Here is a 3116-nt window from a genome sequence, read left to right as displayed (position 1 = left end):
CAGATTATCACCGTGATTAACTTATACAAAAATGCAGATTATCCAATTGAAACATTAAAGGTTTGGCTCAAAGATATTTTGAGTAAATCGAACGATCCTGAATGGTCCGAAAACTTCATTAATAATAGAAGCCTGAGTTTAAAAACTGGCTTTAAAAAGGATTATTTAAAGCCATAATAAAAAAGCGCACATTCATTTGAATGGGCGCTTTTTTATGATGTGAGCTTCGCTGAATTCAGTGAATAAAATTTTAGTAAACACCACTCTCAAGACGTTTTTGCATCACTTTTTTCACGGTCGCACGTGGAAAGCTAAACCAAAGTGCAATCAAAATGAGGCAGACTAAACTATAAGCCCAAAGACCAAATGCCACATAAGCTATGCGAACCAGTTCAATCACGAAGAAGAACGTAAACATCATCAGAACCGAAACGGCTGCAGCAACCGTCCCTTTGGACACTTCCGATGACATCAACGCAAAGCGGTATAACACTGAAAAACTAATGCCTTCACCGAAGCTCACCAAAGTCATCCCCACAATCAGTAACGGCAAGAAATAGCTTTGGAAAATCGTGCCGAGCACTACCAACAGCGTACCGATGAACATCAAGGGCAAACCGAGTAACACGGTTTTACCCAGTGCCATTTTGTCGATGACTTTAATCAGTACAATGTTGCCCAGAATGAGACCGCCCAAGACGGAGAACTGTGCCAAGCCGTATTGCATACTGCTCAAGCCAAGTTCTTCCACCAAGATCACGGGTGACAGTGCTATCCACAGCATCAACGGCATCGCGACCATGGGTAGGCCAAAGGTGAGCGCCAAAAAGGTCTTATTTTTATAGACCGTCTTATAGTCATCCCAAATATAGCGCAGCGGCTTTTTAGAATGACGCTGTTGTGTCGCAGGCATTTTGGCTTTTAAACCAAACCAACTTAAAAAAGCCAAAAAGGCAATGCCAATAAAGCCCCAATGCCATGACACATGGTCAATCATAAACGCCCCGACCACAGGACCAAGTAACGGTGCTAGCAAAGAAATATTCGCCATGAGAGCCATGACTTTAATGGCATCACGCTCTTCAAAACTTTCCTGTACTGCGGCATAACCCACCGCAGAAATCATCGACAGCCCCACACCTTGTAAAAAGCGGAGTGCCAAAAAAGACTCAATATTTTGAGTGAGTAAAATTGCAAGGCAGGTCAGCACAAAAAATGCTACACCTGCGAGCAACACCTTTTTACGGCCTAAACGGTCTGAGAGTGGCCCAAGCAACCATGCGACACAAGCACCGCCCAGTAAGTAAAAAGACATAGACGACGGTGCCCATGCACTGCTGACCCCAAAATCTTGGGTAATGGCGAGCATGGCAGGTTGGACTAAATCATTACCGATATAGACCGAAAATTCGAATAAAACCAATGCCAAAGGAAACATCAATGTGGCACGGCTTAACTTTAAAGTTTGTACGTTTTGCATTGTTATCTACATATAAAATGCGTACAAGCCTGAGCAAAGTCAGTTAGAGGGAGAGACGACTAAGCCCAATGGCAAGCACTGAGAAATTTATTAAATTACGTTTTTTTGAATGCGCTGAGATTTCGCGGCTTAATACACCGTATTCACAAGGTGTCTAAGATAGATCAAACGATTTCAGTTGTGAGATTTTTATAACTCAAACTAATTACACCCACTAATTTGAGTGGGTGTAGTTTAGCAGTTTATAGAAACCTTTGCACGAATAAACACACAAAAGTTCATTAAATTGGTATAATACAATAAAATCAATCACCTAGCAAAAAACACGACTATGGCATGGAAACAAACAGGGCAACTCTCCCTAGCAGACAGTCTCATTAACGCTCACAAAGCCATCGAAGAATTAGATGAACTACACAACCTAATTGACTGGCAAACTATCGAGCAAACCTTACGCCACGTTCATAGCAGTGAGCGTGGGGAATCTGCCTTTCACCCTGTCATCATGTTTAAAGTATTACTCTTACAAAAACTCTATAACCTATCGGATCCAGCCATGGAAAAACAACTGGCACGAGACTTACTATTTCGTCGCTTTGTTGGCCTATCATTAACGGATGATGTACCCGACCATAGCACCATTTGGCGATACCACAAACACCTAGGTGAGCTTAGACTGATTGAACCATTGTTCAACCAAATCAATGAGCAACTAGCCCAACAAAACATTTTTATCAAAGCGGGCAGTGTCAGCATCATCGATGCCAGTATCGTTGAAGCTAAAAACAAACGACCTAAGAAAGGCAAACACACCGACAATACCCAAGATAACGAAGCCGCCTATGTCAGTAAAAAAGACAGTACAGGTAAAGTAAAAACCACCTACGGCTTTAAAATTCATCTCAACTGTGATGAAGACAGCTTTGTCAAAAAGGTTGAAACTACCCCTGCCAATGTCCATGATTCCCAATGTTTTACCACGCTGTTAACAGATGATGAATCAGCCGTGTATGCTGACAGTGCGTATAAAAGCCAAGCCCATGATGACTACCTTGCCGAGCATGAACCACCGATAAAAAATCATATTCATGATAGAGCATGGCGCAATACACCCTTAACCGAACAGCAAAAACGCAATAATACCCAAAAGAGCCAAACTAGAAACACCGTTGAGCGGGTCTTTGGACATTTTAAACTGCATTATGGGATGAGCAAAGCTCGTCATTTAGGGTTAATGCAATTTCATACCAGCACTTTGCTTGCAAGCATGGTGCATAATTTAAAAACTGCCCTAAGCTTGAAACGAAAATACGGACTCGCCTAGGGTTATTGTGTCTGTTGGTTAGTAAGCTCAGCCAATAGACACAAATTTAACAACCATTTGGAGATTTTATCCATGATTTAGCCATTGTTTTGCTTATTTCATTGCCATTCTTTGTTTTTTTTCGGTTTGGTGGTATGCCTCGAGCAAAGGGGCTGTTTCGTGCAAAGGTCTCTTATAATTTGAAACGACCTCATTCGAGTCTAGACAAAATGACACCAAATGAGTTTTACTATGATCAGCTACCCCAACAAAACAAGGTGGCTTAACTAGAGCGGAATATCACTTATAAATACGCTTTTAGTTGTTCAAACA

Annotated in this window: 2 protein-coding genes; one reads left to right on the top strand and one right to left on the bottom strand. The window is 41.6% G+C overall.

What is annotated here, in order from left to right:
* Window positions 1–250: 250 nt before the first annotated feature.
* Window positions 251–1480 carry an MFS transporter gene (locus FTT77_RS17035; protein ID WP_180058975.1) on the bottom strand — a complete coding sequence of 410 codons (1230 nt, stop codon included), beginning with the start codon at window positions 1478–1480 and terminating at the stop codon, window positions 251–253.
* Between the two features lie 331 nt (window positions 1481–1811).
* On the opposite strand from FTT77_RS17035, the gene FTT77_RS17030 reads away from it, so the two are divergent.
* Window positions 1812–2804, top strand: coding sequence for an IS5-like element ISAba23 family transposase (locus FTT77_RS17030; RefSeq protein WP_005028482.1), 993 nt, complete (start codon window positions 1812–1814; stop codon window positions 2802–2804).
* Window positions 2805–3116 lie beyond the last annotated feature (312 nt).

It is taken from the genome of Acinetobacter sp. YH01010, assembly GCF_013420775.1.
GTDB lineage: Bacteria > Pseudomonadota > Gammaproteobacteria > Pseudomonadales > Moraxellaceae > Acinetobacter > Acinetobacter amyesii.
The sequence above is the reverse complement of the archived record's forward strand: the minus strand, read 5'-3'. Positions and strand labels throughout refer to the sequence as shown.